Origin of the sequence: Streptomyces sp. NPDC006197 (assembly GCF_040613865.1) — a bacterium.
GTDB lineage: Bacteria > Actinomycetota > Actinomycetes > Streptomycetales > Streptomycetaceae > Streptomyces.
On sequence record NZ_JBEXSZ010000049.1, the window covers coordinates 15,091 to 33,249 of the forward strand.

Annotated in this window: 13 protein-coding genes and 1 pseudogene; 11 read left to right on the forward strand and 3 right to left on the reverse strand. The window is 74.9% G+C overall.

Features of this window, described 5'->3' with window-relative positions; genetic code table 11:
• Positions 1-32 precede the first annotated feature (32 nt).
• The gene (locus ABZ318_RS17570; protein ID WP_356903352.1) at positions 33-1,040 is read left to right on the forward strand and encodes a zinc-dependent alcohol dehydrogenase family protein; all 1,008 of its coding nucleotides are present in this window, start codon (positions 33-35) and stop codon (positions 1,038-1,040) included.
• Between the two features lie 6 nt (positions 1,041-1,046).
• Here the strand turns inward: ABZ318_RS17570 and ABZ318_RS17575 are convergent, their stop codons facing one another.
• Positions 1,047-2,549 carry an aldehyde dehydrogenase (NADP(+)) gene (locus ABZ318_RS17575; RefSeq protein ID WP_356903353.1) on the reverse strand — a complete coding sequence of 501 codons (1,503 nt, stop codon included), beginning with the start codon at positions 2,547-2,549 and terminating at the stop codon, positions 1,047-1,049.
• A 150-nt stretch (positions 2,550-2,699) separates the two neighbouring features.
• Between ABZ318_RS17575 and ABZ318_RS17580 the strand changes: the two genes are divergently transcribed.
• The 10 genes and pseudogenes from ABZ318_RS17580 to ABZ318_RS17625 all read left to right on the forward strand — a co-directional run.
• A complete protein-coding gene (locus ABZ318_RS17580; protein WP_030691616.1) occupies positions 2,700-3,470 on the forward strand; it encodes an IclR family transcriptional regulator in 771 nt (256 codons plus the stop codon).
• Positions 3,471-3,578: 108 nt separating this feature from the next.
• Complete coding sequence (locus ABZ318_RS17585) at positions 3,579-4,592, forward strand: hypothetical protein (RefSeq protein ID WP_356903354.1); 1,014 nt, start codon at positions 3,579-3,581, stop codon at positions 4,590-4,592.
• Positions 4,589-5,824, forward strand: a complete 1,236-nt coding sequence (locus tag ABZ318_RS17590; protein ID WP_356903355.1) for a histidine kinase — start codon at positions 4,589-4,591, stop codon at positions 5,822-5,824. Before ABZ318_RS17585 ends, ABZ318_RS17590 begins: the two co-directional genes overlap by 4 nt.
• Positions 5,821-6,483, forward strand: a complete 663-nt coding sequence (locus ABZ318_RS17595) for a response regulator transcription factor (RefSeq protein WP_356903356.1) — start codon at positions 5,821-5,823, stop codon at positions 6,481-6,483. Before ABZ318_RS17590 ends, ABZ318_RS17595 begins: the two co-directional genes overlap by 4 nt.
• Before the next feature lie 253 nt (positions 6,484-6,736).
• Positions 6,737-8,185, forward strand: a complete 1,449-nt coding sequence (locus ABZ318_RS17600) for a penicillin-binding protein 2 (RefSeq protein WP_356903357.1) — start codon at positions 6,737-6,739, stop codon at positions 8,183-8,185.
• Positions 8,186-8,326: 141 nt separating this feature from the next.
• A complete protein-coding gene (locus tag ABZ318_RS17605; RefSeq protein WP_356903378.1) occupies positions 8,327-8,710 on the forward strand; it encodes a hypothetical protein in 384 nt (127 codons plus the stop codon).
• 136 nt (positions 8,711-8,846) lie between these two features.
• A complete protein-coding gene (locus ABZ318_RS17610) occupies positions 8,847-10,022 on the forward strand; it encodes an MFS transporter (protein ID WP_356903358.1) in 1,176 nt (391 codons plus the stop codon).
• Positions 10,023-10,157: 135 nt separating this feature from the next.
• Complete coding sequence (locus ABZ318_RS17615) at positions 10,158-12,236, forward strand: SpoIIE family protein phosphatase (RefSeq protein ID WP_356903379.1); 2,079 nt, start codon at positions 10,158-10,160, stop codon at positions 12,234-12,236.
• The gene (locus ABZ318_RS17620; RefSeq protein ID WP_356903359.1) at positions 12,233-15,025 is read left to right on the forward strand and encodes a SpoIIE family protein phosphatase; all 2,793 of its coding nucleotides are present in this window, start codon (positions 12,233-12,235) and stop codon (positions 15,023-15,025) included. The genes ABZ318_RS17615 and ABZ318_RS17620 overlap by 4 nt, the downstream gene beginning before the upstream one ends.
• A 22-nt stretch (positions 15,026-15,047) precedes the next feature.
• Positions 15,048-15,206 (forward strand): annotated as a pseudogene (locus ABZ318_RS17625) (cytosine deaminase); the annotation flags it as partial.
• Positions 15,207-15,259: 53 nt separating this feature from the next.
• On the opposite strand, the gene ABZ318_RS17630 reads toward ABZ318_RS17625, so the two are convergent.
• Together ABZ318_RS17630 and ABZ318_RS17635 are read right to left on the reverse strand one after the other, a co-directional pair.
• On the reverse strand, positions 15,260-16,717 hold the full coding sequence (locus ABZ318_RS17630) for an APC family permease (RefSeq protein WP_356903360.1): 1,458 nt from the start codon (positions 16,715-16,717) through the stop codon (positions 15,260-15,262).
• A complete protein-coding gene (locus ABZ318_RS17635) occupies positions 16,714-17,970 on the reverse strand; it encodes an amidohydrolase (RefSeq protein ID WP_356903361.1) in 1,257 nt (418 codons plus the stop codon). Before ABZ318_RS17635 ends, ABZ318_RS17630 begins: the two co-directional genes overlap by 4 nt.
• Positions 17,971-18,159: the final 189 nt, after the last annotated feature.

Consider the following 18,159-nt stretch of genomic DNA (forward strand, 5'->3'; position numbering starts at 1 on the left):
ACGTCTCCCTGGTCGCTCCTAACGTCGAGGTCATGACGACAACGAGCATGACGACGAAGGCAGTTCTGTTCCACGAGCTCGGCGGTCCCGAGGTGCTGAGCGTGGAGGAGGTGCCGCTGCCGGCCCCCGGTCCCGGGGAGGTCCTCTTCCGGGTCGAGGCGATCGGACTCAACCGCGCCGAGGCGCTGTTCCGCTCCGGCACCTACTACTACCCGGCGACGCTGCCGGGTTCGCGGCTCGGCTACGAGGCGGCGGGTGTGGTCGAGGCGGTCGGGGCGGGGGTCACGGCGTACGCGCCGGGCGACCCGGTGATGGCGGCGGCCAACTTCGACTTCGGGACGTACGGCGTGTACGCGGAGCGGGTGGTGCTCCCGGAGGAGTACGTGGTGGCCCGGCCCGAGGGGGTGGACGCGGTGACGGCGGCCGCGGTCTGGCTCTCGTACTTCACGGCGTACGGCGGGATGGTCCTGACCGGCGGCCTGCGTCCCGGCGACCACGTGGTGGTCACCGGCGCGTCGAGCGGGGTGGGGACGGCCGCGATCCAGACGGCGCTGCGGATCGGAGCCGTACCGATCGCCACCACGCGCGGCGAGGGGAAGCGGAAGCGGCTCCTGGAGCTGGGGGCCGCGCACGTGATCGCCACGGACACCGAGGACCTGGTCGGGGAGGTGCGGCGGATCACCGGCGGGGCGGGGGCGGACCTGGCCTTCGACGCGATCGGCGGCCCCGGCTTCGCCCGGCTCGGCGACGCGCTGCGGACCGGTGGCACCGCCGTGCTGTACGGCTGGCTGGACCCGCGGCCCACCGAGTTGTCCCGGAACTGGCCGCTGACCACGCACGGGTACGCGAACGGGGAGCTCGCCAGGACGGAGGAGGGGCGTCGGCGGGCCGCCGGGTTCATCGGCTCGGGGCTGCGGGACGGCTCCCTGGCGCCGGTGATCGCCGAGGTCTTCGACGGTCTGGAGCGGATCGCCGACGCCCACCGGCTGATGGAGTCGAACGCGCACCTCGGGAAGATCGTGGTGCGCGTCTCCTCCTGAGGGGCGTCAGCGCCTCGGCACTCCCAGCGGGTTGCCGTCGCGGAGCTCCGGCGGCAGGAGGTGGTCGGGGGTCGACTGGTAGGTGACCGGGCGCAGCCAGCGCTCGATCGCGGTCGCGCCGACCGAGGTGGAGGTGGAGGTGGTGGCGGGGTAGGGGCCGCCGTGGTGCTGGGCGGGTGCGACGGCGACGCCGGTGGGCCAGCCGTTGACGAGGACGCGGCCGGCCAGCGGGGTGAGTTCGGCGAGCAGCGGGGCGGCCTCGGGGTCCTCGGCGGCATCCGCGGCGATGTGCAGGGTGGCGGTGAGGTTGCCGGGCAGCAGGCCGAGGACGGCGGTCACCTCCTCCCGGGTGGAGTAGCGGGCGACGACGGTGACCGGTCCGAAGCACTCCTCCAGGAGGAGGTGGTGGCCGCCGTCGGCGAGCGCGGCGGCGTCGACGGCGAGGACTCCGGCGCTGACGGTGTGGGCGCCGCCCGCGCCGGGGGTGACCGGGGTGTCGACGCCGGCGAGGGCGGCGCGCTCGGCGACGCCGGCGACGAAGGCGTCCCGCATGCGGTGGTCGAGCATGACGGCCGGTTCGGTCTCGCTGACGGCGGCGGTGAGGGCGTCGAGGAAGCGGTCGCCGTCCTCCCCCCGGGGGGCGAGGACGAAGCCGGGCTTGGTGCAGAACTGTCCGGCGCCCAGGGTCATGGAGCCGGCGAGTCCGGCGCCGATCTCCTCGGCGCGCTCGGCGGCGGCGGCCTCGGTGACCACGACCGGGTTGAGGGAGCCGAGTTCGCCGTGGAAGGGGATGGGGACGGGCCGGGTGACGGCCGCGTCGAAGAGGGCCCGGCCGCCGCGGATCGAGCCGGTGAAGCCGGCCGCCGCGACGAGCGGGTGCCGGACGAGCTCCACGCCCGCGTCGAAGCCGTGGACGAGGACGACGACGTCCTCGGGGAGCCCGGCCTTGGCGGCGGCCCGGCGCAGCAGGGAGGCGCAGAGCTCGGAGGTGGCGGGGTGGTCGGGGTGGGCCTTGACCACCACCGGGCAGCCGGCCGCGAGGGCGCTCGCGGTGTCGCCGCCGGGGACGGAGAAGGCGAGCGGGAAGTTGCTGGCGGCGTAGACGGCGACGACGCCGAGCGGGATCTTCCAGCGGCGCATGTCGGGGCGGGGCGGGGTGGCCCCGGGGTCGGGCGGGTCGATCCGGACGTCGAGGAACCAGCCGTCCTCGACGACGTCCGCGAAGGCACGCAACTGGGCGGTGGTGCGGGCGAGTTCGCCGGTGAGGCGGACGGGCCCGAGGGCGGTCTCGGCGTCGGCCGCCTCGACGACGTGCTCGCCGGAGCCGTCGAGGAGGTCGGCGGCGGTACGGAGGAAGGCGGCCCGCGCGGTGCGGTCGGCGAGGGCCCCGCGGGTGGCGTGCGCGGCCCTGACGGCGCGGTCGACCTCCTCGGCTGTGGCCTCCACCGCAACCTGCTCGCGCGGCTTCCCCGTCCGGGGGTCCACACTCCACACTGGTTCTGCCGCCACCGCCACGCCCCTGTTCGCTATTCTGAACACAGTTCCCGTAGATGAACGCATCTGGGCGGGACTCTATTGACGGCCCGGCCGTCTCCACAAGGGGCCCCGTTCGGCCGGGGCGGCCGGGGACGGGCGGACAACGGAAAAGGGGCGAGGGGCATGGCGACTGCCGACGCGGGTGGGGCACAGGTGAAGTCCGCGGTGCGGACCGTGGAGCTGCTCGAGTACTTCGCGGGCCGCCCCGGGATGCACTCGCTCGCCGCCGTCCAGGAGGCCGTCGGCTACCCCAAGTCCAGCCTGTACATGCTGCTGCGCACCCTGGTCGAGCTGGGCTGGGTGGAGACGGACGCGACGGGCACGCGGTACGGGATCGGGGTGCGGGCGCTGCTCGTCGGCACCTCGTACATCGACGGCGACGAGGTGGTGGCCGCCTCCCGGCCCACCCTCGACCGGCTTTCCGACGACACCACCGAGACCATCCACCTGGCGCGGCTCGACGGCACCAACGTCGTCTATCTGGCGACCCGCCAGTCCCAGCACTACCTGCGGCCGTTCACCCGAGTCGGCCGCCGGCTGCCCGCGCACTCGACCTCGCTGGGCAAGGCGCTGCTCGCCACCCACAGCGACGAGCAGGTGCGCAAGCTGCTCCCGGAGACGCTCCCGGCGCTGACCGAGCACACCATCACCGACCGCGAGAAGCTCATCGAGGAGCTGCATGTCATCCGCGAGCAGGGCTACTCGGTGGACCGCGAGGAGAACACCCTGGGGCTGCGCTGCTTCGGCGTCGCGATCCCCTACCGGACCCCGGCGCGGGACGCGATCAGCTGCTCGGTGCCGGTGGCGCGGCTCACCCCGGCCCACGAGCAGATGATCAAGGACGCGCTGTTCGACGCGCGGGACCGGCTGACCCTGGCGACCCGCCGCCTCTGACCGGCCGACCGGCGGGGCCCCGGGAGGAGGGCGCCTCCCCCGTGCGGCGGAGGCGGTTCACCGCTCGGCAGGAGGTGGGCGCCGGGGCCCGCGCGGGAGCGTGGGGCCATGACACAGACCGCTTCCCTCCCCGCCCCGGCGGCCTCCGCCGGCCACCGTCCGAGCGCCGCCCGCCGGGCGCTGCGCGTCCTCGCGATCCTCGCCTGCCTCCCGTACATCTCGCTCAAGGTCGCCTGGGTGGCGGGCAGTGAGATCGGCATCCCGGCCGGGAGCGCGCTCCTGGAGCACCGGCGGATGATGGTGATCGCCAACTCGGTCTCGGTGGTCGCCGACGTCCTCGTCGTCGTCCTCGCCCTGCTGCTCACCCAGGCCTGGGGCCGCCGGGTCCCCGCCTGGCTGCTCGCCCTGCCCATGTGGGCGGCGACCGGACTGCTCGCCCCGATCATGACCGGCTACCCGGCGCAGCTCGCGGTCGCCCTCCTCACCGGCGACGAGAAGGCCGCCACGCCCCACGAACCCTTCCTGGACGACTGGGTCTTCGGCGTCGTGTACGGCGGTTTCATCCTCCAGGGCCTCGCCCTCGGCGCCCTCTTCGCCCTGTACGCCCGGGACCGCTGGGGCCGGCTGTGGCGGGGCCGGCTCGGTGAGCTGTCCGCCCGCACGTCCGGGCCCGGGGCACGGGTCCTCGCCGTGGCCGGCTCGGTGCTCGCGCTCCTGCCGGCCACGCTCCACCTGCTGTGGGCGGCCGGATCGACCACGGGCCTGTCCGCCCGCCGGATCGCCGAACGCGACTCCGACTTCCACGTCCTGGAGGCCGAGCGGTTCGGCTTCGTCGTCGTCGCCGCCACCCTCACCCTCTTCCTGGTGCTGCGCCGGCCGGCCCGGCTCCGGGTCCGCACCACGCTCGCCCTGGCCTGGACGGCCTCGGGCGCCGTGGGCTGCTGGGGCGCCTACATGTCGCTCGTCGCGCTGTCGCCCGACTCGGATCCGACCAAGAGCGTCCCCGGACTCGTACAGCTGTCCTACGCTGGCGACATGATCACCGGGTTCCTGCTCGCCGCGTGCGTGGCGGCTTTTCTGAAGAAAAGCACGGCCTTGCTGCGGCCGGGCGCCGGGGCATGAGACCGGTACGGGCCCTGTTCGGGCAGCGGGCCAGGCTGCGCTGGCTCCATCTGATCCTGGGCGGCGCGCTGTTCATGCCGTTCTGGATGGTCGGCACCCTGGTGATGGGCCCGTTCCTCGACGACGGCGGCATGTTCAACGGCAGCCTCGGGGTGCAGTTCGGGGCGTACGCGGTGGGGCTGCCGCTCGCCGCGACCGTCGCGCTCTTCCCGCTCGCCCGGCCGATGTCGGTGGCGGCGGCGCGGGCGCTGTGCGGGGTGCCGGCGGACCGGTACGCGGACGGCCCGGCGCGCGGCCGGCGGGCCAGGGCCCGGACGGCCGCGTGGTTCACCCTGCACCTGGGCGCCGGGGCGCTGATCAGCGGGGCGACGCTGGCCCTGCCGCCGTTCGCGGTCGCGGTCCTCGCGCTGCCGTTCTCGCCGGGTCTCCGGGACTCCGAACTCGGCCGGCTCTGGGGCCTGGACGCGACCTGGCTGATCTGGGGCGCGGTCCCGGCCGGACTGCTCATGCTGCTCGCGCTCGCCGCCGTCGCCGCCGCGACCGGGGCCCTGCTCGCCCGGCAGGCGCCCCGGCTGCTCGGACCGAGCCCGGCGGACCGGCTCGCGGCGGCGGAGCGGCGCGCCGCCGAGGCGGAGGCTCTGGGCCGGCTCGCCCGCGAGCTGCACGACTCGGTCGGCCACGCCCTGAGCGCGGTCACCCTCCAGGCGGGCGCGGCCCGCCGGGTCCTGGACGGCGACCGGGCCGACCCGGAGTTCGTACGGGAGGCGCTGGCCGCGATCGAGGAGACCACCCGGCGCACGGTCGGCGAACTGGACCGGGCCCTCGGCCTGCTGCGCCGGGGCGAGGGCGCCGAGGAGGGCGTGGGTCCGGGGCTCGACGCCCTGGAGGCCCTGGTGCGGGGCGCGGGGCCGCGGGTGGCGCTGACGGTGGACGGGGCCCTGGGCTCCGTACCGGAGGCGCTGTCGCGGGAGGCGTACCGGATCGTCCAGGAAGGGCTGACGAACGCGGCCCGGCACGCGGGCGGCGCGCCCGTCACCGTACGGCTCGACGCCCGTACCGAGGAGTTGGAGATCACGATGGAGAACCCCCTGCCCGCCCGTCCCCCGGTCACCCGGCCCGACGGCGGGCGCGGCCTGCGCGGGATCGCCGAGCGGGCCCGGCTGCTCGGCGGCACCGCCGAGGCGGGCCCGGCGGGCGGCGTGTGGCGCCTCGCGGTCAGGGTCCCCCGGTGAGCACCCCGGAGATCAGGATCGTCCTCGCCGACGACGAGCGGATGGTCCGGACGGCGCTGCGGGTCATCCTGGACGCGGAGCCCGGCCTCCGGGTCGTCGGCGAGGCGTCCACGGGCGCCGAGGCGGTGTCGGTGGTGCGGGCGGAGCGGCCGGACGTCGTCCTCATGGACGTGCGGATGCCGGAGATCGACGGGATCCGGGCCACCGAGCAGATCCTCGCCGGGATGGCGGAGCCGCCGCGGATCGTGGTGGTGACGACCTTCGAGAACGACTCCTACGTGTACGACGCGCTGCGCGTGGGCGCGGCGGGCTTCCTGCTGAAGCGGGCGGCGGCGGAGGAGCTGGTGAGCGCGGTCCGGATGGTCGCGCGCAGCGACTCGCTGCTCTACCCGGCGGCGGTCCGCGGACTGGCCGCCGAGCACGCCCGCCGCCGCCCGCCGGTGGCGCCGCCGTGGGTGGCGCGGCTCACCGAACGGGAGGCGGAGGTGCTGCGCCTGGTCGCGACGGGCCTCACGAACGCGGAGATCGCCGACCGGATGGGCGTCGGTCCGGCGACGGTGAAGACGCACGTGGCGGCGGTCCTGTCGAAGCTCGGCGCCCGGGACCGCACCCAGGCGGTGATCCTGGCGTACGAGTCGGGGTTCGTACGGACGGGCTGAAGCCCCGCCGGCGGCGGGGGCCCGGGCCTCAGGACCTCGTGGCGACCCCGCAGCCGCCGCGGCCCTCGGTGATCGGGCCCGTGCGCGCGTACGGGTCGACCGCCTCGCCGTCCGCGCCGGCCCCTCTCCCCGTACGTCTCCGGCCCTCCCCAGGGCATCCACATGATCACACGGCGCTCGGACATGAAGGTTCGCTGAGAAACGGGACACATCCGGAACGTCCGCCGCCGGTCCGTTCGTCCCCATCAGTGCGATGAACAAGACGATCAGGCACACGTCGGTCTTCGTCCTGCTCCTGGTGCTCGCCCTGCTCGGGCGGGCCACCTGGGTGCAGGCGTACGAAGGCAAGGCGCTCGCGGACGACTCGAAGAACCGGCGGAAGACCATCGCGCAGTACGCGCAGCCGCTCGGGAACATCGTCGTGGCCGGCTCCCCGGTCACCGGCTCGAAGAGGACGGAGGGATCGGACCTCTCGTACAAGCGCACCTACACGGACGGCGAGCTGTACGCGGCGGTCACCGGCTACAGCTCGCAGGCCTACGGCGCCACCCAGCTGGAGGGCATCTACTCCGACGTCCTCGACGGCACCGACGACCGGCTGAAGAACCCCCTGGACGCCGTCACCCGCAAGCAGCAGGAGCCGGGCACGGTCGTCACCACGATCGACCCGGACGTGCAGAAGGCCGGCTACCGGGCGCTCGGGAACAAGAAGGGCGCCGCCGTCGCCCTCGACCCGGCGACCGGCCGGATCCTCGCCATGGTCTCCACCCCGTCCTACGACCCGTCGAAGATCTCCGGAACGAATGACGGCGACGTCTGGAAGCGGCTGATGGCCGACGAGGACAAGCCGCTGGTGAACCGCGCGATCCGGCAGCCGCTCCCGCCCGGCTCCACCTTCAAGCTGGTCGTCGCGGCCGCCGCCCTGGAGGACGGCCTGTACGGCTCCGTGGACACGGCGACGAAGAGCCCCGACCCGTACACCCTGCCGGGCACCCGGACCGTGCTGAGGAACGAGAACGCCTCCGCACCCTGCGAGAACGCCACGATCCGCACCGCGCTCCGCTACTCCTGCAACAACGTCTTCGGCAAGATGGCCGCCGACCTGGGGCAGGACAAGGTGAGGGCGATGGCGGAGAAGTTCGGCTTCGACGACGCCGAGCTGGACGTCCCGGTCCGCGCCTACGCGAGCGTGTACCCGTCCGGCATGGACAGGGCGCAGACGGCGCTCACCGGCATCGGCCAGTTCGACGTGACCGCCACCCCGCTGCAGATGGCCATGGTGTCGGCCGCGATCGCGAACGACGGTCTGCTCGCCGCCCCGCACATGGTCTCGGAGGTCGTCGACTCCGACGGCGACGCGCTGACCTCGTTCGAGGACGGGGACACCGAGCGGATCGTCTCCTCCTCGACGGCCGAGCAGCTGCGCAGCGCGATGGTGACCGTGGTGGAGAAGGGCACCGGCACCAACGCGGCCGTGGACGGCGCCGAGGTCGGCGGCAAGACCGGCACCGCGCAGCACGGCGAGAACAACAGCAAGACGCCGTACGCCTGGTTCACCTCCTACGCGAAGGACCCCTCGACCGGGAAGCAGGTCGCCGTCGCGGTGATGATCGAGGACTCGGGCGCCGCCCGCTCCGAGGTCAGCGGCAACGGCCTGGCGGCGCCGGTGGCGCAGAAGATGATGGAGGCGGCGCTGAAGTGACGTGAGACGGGGACCGATTGGCAGTCGGGCCCCGTCACACGGTATGCAGGGTCACGCTCGCAGCCGAGCATGCTTTCGAATCACCGACCTTGCACTCGGAGGACCGCCGTGCGCCTGCCCCGTTCCCCGTCCGGCTGGACCATGGCGGTCTTCGGCGTCCTCGCCGCCGTCCTGGGGGTGGTGGGCCTGGTCGCCCCGGACGTCCTCCTCACCGTCATGGGCTTCGAGCCGGTGCCCGAGGGCGGGCGTGCGGCCGGGGACCACACCCTGGTCTTCCTGACGGCCTCCTCGATGGCCGCGCTGAACATGGGCGTGTACTACGTGCTGGCCGCCCTCGCCGACTGGAAGCCGTTCTTCCGGTGGACGGTCCCCTTCCGGCTCCTGACCTGCGCCGTCTTCACCCTCGCGGTCCTCACCGGCCGCGCCCCGGCCGGCTTCGTCGGCGTGGGCCTGTGGGAGGGACTCGGCGCGGTGGTGACGGGGGCCGCGCTGCGGTACGAGAAGCGGGCGGGCGCGCATGGATGAGCCGGACGGCATCGACGACAGCGCCTGGGGCGAGCTCGGCGCGGCGGCGCGTAGGGCACTGCGCGCCGTCTCCGGGGAAACGGTCTAGGGCAACTGACCGATCCGGTCGGCCCGCCTCAGACGACAGCCTTCGCCCATGCGCTGGTATCTGACAGGTGTCGTCGTGTCCGGATTCGGTACGACGGCGATGTGGCTGGTCTCCGGGATCTGGGTCAAGTCCCTCACGGGCTCGGACAGTCTGGCGGCACTGGCCGCCTTCGCCCTCTGGGCGCCCGTGCTCGCCGGGCCGCTGCTCGGCACGCTCGCCGACCGGGTGCGGCGCAGGCCGCTCCTGGTCGTCCTGAACCTGGCGATGGCGGCCCTGCTGCCGCTCCTGCTGTGGGTGGGGTCGGCGGACCGGGTGTGGCTGCTCTTCGCGGTCCTCGTGCTGTACGGGGCGCAGGGCGCCGTCCACGAGGCGGCGGAGCAGGCGCTGGTGGCGGTCGTCGTCGACGAGGGGCGGCTCGGCACGTTCAACGGGCTGCGGATGACGGCGAACGAGTCCATGAAGCTGATCGCCCCGCTGGTCGCGGCGGGCCTCTTCGCCCGGTACGGGGGCGGGCCCGTCGCCCTCCTGGACGCGGCGAGCTTCGCGGTCGCGGCGGGCGTGTTCGCGCTGATGCCCGTCCGGGAGCCGCGGCCCGCCCGGCCGGAGTCCCGGAGCTGGTGGCGCGAGACGGCCGAGGGGGTGCGACTCCTTCGGGCCTCGCGGGTGCTGCGGCCGCTGGTGGCGACCGGCGCGTTCACCATGCTGCTCGCCGGGGTGAACGGAGCCGCGATCTACGCCGTCGTGGACGAGGGGCTCGGGCACGCGCCCGCGTACGCCGGAGTGCTGTACGCGGTCCAGGGCGCGGGCTCGGTCCTCGCGGGCCTGGTCACGGGCCCCCTGCTGCGCCGGATTCCCGAGCGGACCCTCGCCGCCGCGGGGCTCGCGCTGTTCGCGGTGGCGGTGGGCGTACGGGGGGCGCTGCCGTACGAGACGACGGCTCTGGCGGCGAGCGCGGTGATCGGGATCGGCCTGCCGTGGGTCCTGGTCGCGGTGATGACGGCCGTCCAGCGGGAGGCCCCGGCGGAGGCGGTGGGCCGCCTGGCGGCGACCTCGAACACCCTGGTCATGGCCCCGAACGCGCTGGCCATCGCGCTGGGAGCGGGCCTGGTCGCGCTGACGGACGTCCAGGTCCTGCTCCCGTTGGTCGCGGTGGCGGGGGCGGCCTGGGCCCTCGGGCTCGCGGCGGGGGGCCGTGCCGCGGGGGGTGTCGGAGCGGTGGGGTGAATGGCCTCCGCGGGGGTGGGCACCGCACCCGTGGAGCGGCTGCCCGCGACCGGTGGTGCGAGCAGCCTCGCGGTGCGGCGCGGCCAGGGGACGTGGAGCATGGAGACAAGCACGGCGCGGCGGGAGGAGGGCAGTGTGACGGCCGGTTCCTTCCCGGGTACGGGGACGGGGACGACAGGGCGGGTCGGTGTGCCCCTGGACGGCAAGGGGCTCCTCGACGTGCTCGGGGTCGCGGCGGTCGTCGTGGACGCCCAGGGCCGGATCGTGCTGTGGAGCCCGCAGGCGGAGAACCTCTTCGGGTTCCGCGCCGACGAGGCCCTCGGCCGCTACGTGGCCCGGCTGATCGTCGGCGAGGAGCACCGGGAGGAGGCGATGCGCCTCTTCGGCGAGGTGCTGCGCGGCGGCACGGCCTGGGCGGGCACCTTCCCCGTACGGCACAAGGACGGCTCCGTCCGTCGGGTGGAGTTCCGCAACATGCGGCTCACCGACGACCTGGGCGACATGTACGCGCTGGGGATCGCCGCCGACGGCGCCGCCGTCGAGCGGATCGAGACCGAGCTGGCGCTCTCCGACCGGCTGGTGTCCCAGTCGCCGATCGGCCTCGCCGTCCTCGACACCGAGCTGCGCTACGTCCTGGTGAACCCGGCCCTGGAACGGATCAACGGCGTTCCGGCCGCGGCACACCTCGGTCGGCGGATCGGCGACATGCTCCCGCAGGTCGACGCCGAGGCCATGGAGGCGGCGCTGCGCACGGTACTGGCGACGGGGACGCCCCTCCTGGACCACTCGGTGGTGGGCCGGACCCCGGCGGACCCGGAACAGGAGCACACCTGGTCCCTCTCCTTCTACCGCCTGGAGGGGGCGGACGGTCGCGTCCAGGGGGTCGCGGCCTCGGTGATCGACGTGACCGAGCGGCACCGCGCGGACGCGGACGCCGACCGGTCCCGGCGGCGGCTCGCGCTCATCGCGGACGCCTCGGCGCGGGTGGGCACCACCCTGGAGGTGGAACGGACGGCCGACGAGCTGGCCTCGGTGGTGGTGCCGGAGCTCGCGGACATCGCCGCGGTCGACGTCCTCGACTCCGTCCTGGCGCTGCGCAGGCCCGGCGCGCCCGAGGAGGGGCCCGAGCTGTTCCGCGCGCTCGCGGTGAAGGCCGGGAGCCGCACGGAGGCCCTGCCGGCGGCGGACCCGCCGGGGGAGGTCGCGATGTACGGGGCGGACCGGCTGGTCACCCGGTGCGTGCACACCGGTCTGCCGGTCCTGGTGGAGCACGTGGGCCCCGGCGACCTGTCGCGGATCGCGCGGAGCCCCGAGGCCGCGGAGCTGCTGGCGCGGGCGGGGGTCCACTCGTATCTGGCGGTGCCGCTGATCGCGCGCGGCGAGGTGCTGGGCGCGCTGGACCTCAAGCGGGACCGCAACGCGCTGCCCTTCGACGGGGACGACGTCCTGCTCGCGACGGAGCTGGCGGCCCGCGCGGCCGTCAGCATCGACAACGCCCGCTGGTACCAGAGCGTGCGGAACTCGGCGGTGACGCTCCAGCGGAGCCTGCTGCCGGGGGCGCCTCCGGCGCGGACGGGCCTGGAGGTCGCCGCCCGCTACCAGCCGGCGCACGCGTCGAGCGAGGTCGGCGGCGACTGGTACGACGTGATCGCGCTGCCCGACGACAAGACGGCGCTCGTCGTCGGGGACGTGATGGGCAGCGGGATCGACGCGGCGGCGACGATGGGCCGGCTGCGGACCGCGACCTGCGCGTTCGCGGACCTCGATCTGTCCCCGGCGCAGGTCCTGCGGCATCTGGACCGGATCACGGCGGGCCTGGAGCACTACATCGCGACCTGTCTCTTCGCCGTGCACGACCCGGTGCGGCAGCGGTGCCGGATCGCGAACGCGGGCCACCTGCCGCCCGTCCGGGTCCCGGCGGACGGCCCGGCCGAGCTGGTGCGGCTCTCCACGGGGGTGCCCCTGGGCGTCGGCGGCGGCACCTTCCGCACGGCCCGGGTGCCGTTCCGGCCCGGGGACCGTCTGGTGCTCTACACGGACGGTCTGATCGAGACCCGTCACGAGGCGATCGACGAGCGGCTCGACCTGCTCGTACGCCTCCTCGACGAGGACCGCGGGCCGCTGGAGGAGACCTGCGACCGGCTCCTGCGGGCGCTGCGCCGGCCGGGCGCGCCGGACGACGTGGCGCTCCTGATCGCCAGGAGCACGGGATGACGGCCCGGTACCGGGACAGGGGGCGGGGGCGGGTCCACGCGCGGGAGAAGGGGCGGGGCAGGGGCCCCGGCACGGGGCTGCGGAGCGTCGCCGGGCAGGTGTTCGCCCTGGAGGCGCTGATCGCGCTCCTGGTGATCGCGGTGGCGGCGTTCGTGACGTTCCACCAGGAGCGGCGGGACACCGAGCGGGACGCCCGGATCCGCTCGCTCGCGGTCGCGGAGGCCTTCGCCCACGCGCCCGGCATCGACACGGCGCTGACCTCGCCCGATCCGACGGCTCAGCTGCAGAGCCGGGCGGAGGCGACCCGGCGGGCCACGGGCGTGGACTTCATCGCGGTCCTGAGCCCCTCCGGGGTGCGCTACACCGACTCGCAGCCGGAGCTGATCGGCAAGAAGGCGACCGGGGACCTCTCGCGGGCGACGGTGGACGGCGAGTCGTACACGGAGCTGTTCCGGGGCGCGCCCAACGACGCCGTGCGGGCCGTGGTCCCGGTGGTGGACGAGAAGGGCCGGATCGTCGGCCTGGTCAGCAGCGGCATCGAGGTGGAGAGCATCTCGCACTCGGTGCAGGAGCGGCTGCCGCTGCTCATCGGCGCGGCGGGCGGCGCCCTCGTGGCGGCCGTGGGCGGGGCGGCCCTGGTGAGCCGGCGGCTGCGGCGGCAGACGCACGGTCTGGGGCCGGCGGAGATGACCCGGATGAAGGAGCACCACGAGGCGGTGCTGCACGCGGTCCGGGAAGGGGTCCTGATCGTGGGCGCCGACCACCGGCTGCTGCTCGCCAACGACGAGGCGCGCCGGCTGCTCGGCCTCTCGGCGGAGGCGGAGCGGCTGCCGGTCTCGGAGCTCGGCCTCGATCCGCGGACGGTCGAGCTCCTGGAGTCGGGGCGGTCGGCGACGGACGAGGTGCACCGGGCGGGCGACCGTCTCCTTGCGGTGAGCGTGCGGCCCACGCTCACGGACGGCGCCAAGTCGGGCAGCGTGATGACGATGCGGGACACCACCGAGCTGGCGGCCGTGACCGGTCGGGCGGCGGTGGCCCGCGGCCGTCTGCAGCTGCTGTACGAGGCGGGGGTGCGGATCGGGACGACGCTGGAGGTCGTACGGACGGCGGAGGAGCTGGCGGAGGTGGCGGTGCCCCGGTTCGCGGACTTCGCGACGGTGGAGCTGCTCGAACCGGTGCTGCGCGGGGAGGAGCCCCCGGGGGCCGCGGCGGCGTCCACGGAGATGCGGCGGACGGCGCTGAGCGGGCTGCGGCCGGACCAGCCGCTCCAGGCGGTCGGGGACACGGTCCACTTCGACGTCCCCAGCACCCCGATGGCGAAGGCGCTGCACGCGAGGCACGCGGTGGTGGAGCCGGAGCTGGCGGCGGCGGAGGGCTGGCGGGCGCAGGACCCGGAGGGGGCGGCGCAGGCCCTGGCGTACGGGATGCATTCGCTGCTCACGGTGCCGCTGCTCGCCCGCGGGGTGGTCCTCGGGATGGCCAACTTCTGGCGGGCGGACACCCCGGAGCCGTTCGGGGAGGACGACCTGTCGTTCGCGGAGGAGCTGGCGGCGCGGGCGGCGGTCGCGATCGACAACGCGCGCCGGTTCACGCGGGAGCACGCGATGGCGGTGACGCTGCAGCGGAGCCTGCTGCCCCGGGTGCTGCCGGACCAGAGCGCGGTGGAGGTGGCGTACCGGTACCTGCCGGCGAAGGCCGGGGTGGGCGGCGACTGGTTCGACGTGATCCCGCTGCCGGGGGCGCGGGTGGCGCTCGTGGTGGGGGACGTGGTGGGGCACGGGCTGCACGCGGCGGCGACCATGGGGCGGCTGCGGACGGCCGTGCACAACTTCTCGACCCTGGACGTGCCGCCGGACGAGCTGCTCGGCCACCTCGACGAGCTGACGGGCCGGATCGAGAACGGGGACGGGGAGGGCACGGGCGGCGAGGTTCGGCGGCGGGACGAGGGCATCACCGGCGCGACCTGTCTGTACGCGATCTACGACCCGGCGTCCGGGCTCTGCACGGTGGCGAGCGCGGGCCATCCCGGTCCGGCGCTCGTCGCTCCCGACGGGCGGGTCGAGTTCCCCGAGCTGTCGCCGGGGCTGCCGCTGGGGCTCGGCCTGGGCGACGTGCCCTTCGAGTCGACGGAGCTGTGGCTGCCGGAGGGCAGCAAGCTGGTGCTGTTCACGGACGGGCTCCTGGAGGACCACGAGCGGGACCTGGACACGGGGCTGGGGCTGCTGCGGACGACGCTCGCCCGGCCGGACCGGAGCCCGGAGCAGGTCTGCGCGGACGTGCTCGCGACGCTCCTCTCGCCGACGCAGCGGGACGACATCGCGCTGCTCGTGGCGGAGACCCGGCTGCTCGCCCGGGACCGGATCGCCGAGTGGGAGGTGCCCCGGGACCCGTCCGCGGTGTCGCCGGTGCGGAACGCGGCGGCGGCGAAGCTGTCGGAGTGGGGGCTCGACGGGCTGGCGTTCACGGCGGAGCTGATCCTCAGCGAGCTGATCACGAACGCGGTGCGGTACGGGGCCGATCCGGTACGCGTACGGCTCCTCCACGACCGGACGCTGATCTGCGAGGTCTCGGACGGCAGCAGCACCTCGCCGCACCTGCGGCACGCGGCGACGACGGACGAGGGCGGGCGCGGGCTGTATCTGGTCGCCCAGTACGCGGAACGCTGGGGCACCCGGTACGCCCGGCGCGGCAAGACGATCTGGGCGGAGCTGAGGGTGGGCGCGGACGGCTCGGAACCGGTCGCGATGACCGTCCCGGACCTGGACGCGCTGGAGGACCTGGCCTGGTGAGCGGCAGCAGGCCGGCGGGGACCTCCTGGGCCTCCCGAAGTCCGGCCTCCGTCCCGGCTCCCCCGCCGGCTTCATGCTCGGCGACGGCGAGTGCCTGCCGCAGGCGGTGGTGGACCTGCCCCGCCGTGACCTGGTGGTCCGCGCGGGCCGGGTGGTGGCGCGGGACAGCCGCCTGGTCTGAGGCGTACGGCCGCGGGTACGGGCCCGCGCGGGCACCCGTACCCGCCCCTCGGCTCAGTCCCGGTCCACGTCCACCGTCGTGAGCGAGGCGTACCGCTCGGGGTCGGTGCGCCGGATGCGCAGGGCCACGAGCAGACCGGCCGCGAGGACCGCCGGAAGCGGCACCAGGAGGGCCGTGTTCACGGCGCCGGTGCGGCCGGTGAGCAGGTCGAAGTGGACCACGGCCAGGACGGTGAGCAGGGCGAGGCCGGCGCAGGAGACGAGCGGTGCCCAGACGACCCGGGCGGCCGAGAAGCCCATCCGGTCGCGCCGGAAGTAGGCCCGGACGGCGAGCGCGGCGAGGGCCTGCATGCCCATGATGCCGAGGACGCCGACGCTGTTGGTCCACAGGAAGACCTCGCCGTACGGGTCGGCGGCGAGGAGCGCTCCGGCGCCGACGACGGCCAGGTTGAAGCCGGTCTGGGCGACGACGGCCCCGCCGGGCGAGCCGTGCTTCCCGGAGACCGCGCCGAGGCGGCGGAGCAGCAGGCCCTCGCGGCCGAGGGCGTACAGGTAGCGGGCTCCGGCGTTGTGGAAGGCGAGCGTGGCGGCGAAGGCGCTGACGATGACGAGGCCGTGCATGGCGTCCGCCAGCCAGGGTCCCGCGTACAGTTCGGCGGCCTTGAAGGTGAGTTCGGGTCCGTCGGCCGCGCGGGCCAGCTCCACGGCCTCGTCGGTGCCGAAGGCTCCCATGATCAGCCAGCAGCCGAGGGAGTAGAAGACGGCGAGGAAGCCGATCGCGATGAAGGTGGCGCGGGGCACGGTCCTGCGCGGCTCGCGCACCTCCTCGGCGAAGATCGCGGTGGCCTCGAAGCCGGTGAAGGCGCCGATGACCAGGACGAACATGCCCGCGACGCCGCCCGCGGCGAGGGTGGAGGGCGCGAAGGACGCGGTGTCGAGGGCGGCGGTGCCGCGCTCACCGAGGATGCCGCCGTCCATGACGACGAGCGAGAGGACCTCCAGGACCAGGGCGACGCCGAGGACCTTGGCGCTGAGCGTGACCTTCAGCCGGCCGAGCACGCCGACGGCGAGGACGCAGAGCCCGGAGAGCAGCCACCAGGGCACGTCGGCGCCGGTGGCGTCGCGGACCGATCCGGCGGCGAAGTAGCCGAAGGCGGCGGCGACTCCGGGGGTGACGAGGTTGTACGAGACGACGGCGACGTAGGCGGTGCCGACGCCGAGGGTGCGGCCGAGGCCTCGGGCGACGTACGCGTAGAAGGCCCCGGCGTTGCGGACGTGCAGGCTCATCGCGGTGAACCCGGCGGCGAAGAGGGCCAGCAGGGCGCCGGAGACGAGGTAGGCGAGCGGGGCGCCGGGGCCGCCGATACCGATGGCGAAGGGGGCGACGCCGGCGAGGACGGTGAGCGGCGCGGCGGCGGCCACGACGAAGAAGACGAGGTCGAAGGTGCCGATCCGCCCGGCGGCGAGCTTCCCGGCCGGTTCTCTCACGGGGGTGGTGGTGTCGGTGCTCACGCGGTTCCTCCGACGGACGGGGCGGGCGACGGCGGGACGAGCACGGGGTAGGTGTCGTCGGCGAAGGGGCCGACGACCAGGCCCGCGTGGAGCACGAGGAGCCGGCGGGGGTGGGCGGCGACGGCCTCGGGGACGGACCCGGCGGCGACGGCGACGAGGTCGGCGCGGGCGCCGGGGGTGAGGCCGTGGTCGGTGAGGCCGAGCGCGGCGGCGGCCTCGCCGGTGACGAGGGAGGCGGCGACGGACAGTTCCGGGTCGGTCGTGAGACCGGTCCTGAGGCCGATGATCGTGGCGCGTTCGAGCATGTCGGCGGTGCCGTAGGGCCACCAGGTGTCGCGGATGTTGTCGGAGCCCGCGAAGACCCGGACGCCGTGCTCGCGCAGCCGGAGGACGGGCGGGACGGAGCCGCTCGGGCCGTTGGTCATGATCGCCACCCCGGCGGCGGCGAGGGCGGTGGCGGTGCGGTCGAGTTCGGGGTCGTCGACGTCGCCGAGGGCGTAGGCGTGGCTGACGGCGACCCGGCCGCCGAGGCCGAGGGCGGCGGTGCGGGCGGCGATGTCCCGCAGCTGGGCGGTGCCGGTCTCGCCGCCGTCGTGGAGGTGCAGGTCGATGCCCTTGCCGTGGCGCTCGGCGAGGCCGAAGACGGTGTCGAGCTGGCCGGCGGCGTCGCCGTCGAAGCCCACGGGGTCGAGGCCGCCGACGAGGTCGGCGCCGTCGGCGAGTGCGGCGTCGAGGAGTTCGGCGACGCCGGGTGCGGTGACGACCCCGGACTGCGGGAAGGCGACTAGCTGGATGCCTAGCCGGTCGCGGAACTTCTCGCGGACGTCGAGGAGGGCGTGCAGGTGGTCGAGGCCGGTGTCGGGGTCGACGTCGACGTGGGAGCGGACGTGTCCGGTGCCGAGGGAGACCATGCGGCGGGCGAGGGCGGCGGCCCGCTCGGCGACGGGCACCTCCTCGGTGCGGCGGGAGTCGCGCTCGGCGGTGATCTGCTCCCGCAGCGTGGCGGTGGCCCGGTGCGGGCGCCAGGGGGCGCCGAGGAGGGTCTTGTCGAGGTGGGCGTGGCCGTCGACGAGGGCGGGCAGCAGCAGCGCGCCGCCGAGGTGGAGCGCGCCGGGCGGGGTGGGGCGGTCCGGGACGTGCGTCTCGACGGCGCTCACCCGGCCCTCCCGGAGGTGGACGTCGGCGGTGCGGCCGTCGGGGAGGGTGGCCCCGAGGAGGGCGGTGGGCCTGGGCGGGGCGGAGGCCTCGCTCATGGTGTCTCCTTCGCGAAGTGCGTACGGTTCGCAGGGGCGTGCGCCGCGATGCCCCTGGTGATCGCGGTGCGGCGCCAAGGTAGCTGGTATACCGAATACCAGGCAATGGTGTGCGGCCCCTCACTTCGGGACCTTCCCGGACCGGTCTGCGAAGATCGGGGAAGCACCGTCTCCGCACCTCCCGACTGG